At 70.3% G+C, this 263-nt stretch carries 1 protein-coding gene; it reads right to left on the reverse strand.

All coding sequences use genetic code 11. The features are described 5' to 3' along the window. Nucleotides 1–6: 6 nt before the first annotated feature. A partial coding sequence (locus tag B4920_RS26640; RefSeq protein ID WP_173862718.1) for a GreA/GreB family elongation factor occupies nucleotides 7–263 on the reverse strand: 257 nt, incomplete at its 5' end.

Below are 263 nucleotides of genomic sequence, written 5' to 3' on the forward strand. Positions count from 1 at the left end.
TGGGGGTCAGGCCCCGTGGCTCACGGCCAGCACCCGCAGCTGGATCGCGTGGCCTTCCGGGGTCTGCCAGTCGATGCACTGGCCGACCGACAAGCCCAGCAGGGCGCTGCCCGCCGGCGAGAAAATCGACACCTTGCCGTCGGCGGCGTTGGCCTCGTGGGGCCAGGCCAGGGTGAGTTCGTATTCGCGGCCCGAGGTCTCCTCGCGGAAGCGGGCGCGGCTGTTCATCATGATGACGTCGGCGGGCATGCCGTCGGTGTCGA

The sequence above is a fragment of the Zoogloea sp. LCSB751 genome (genome assembly GCF_002028455.1).
Taxonomy (GTDB): Bacteria; Pseudomonadota; Gammaproteobacteria; order Burkholderiales; family Rhodocyclaceae; genus Zoogloea.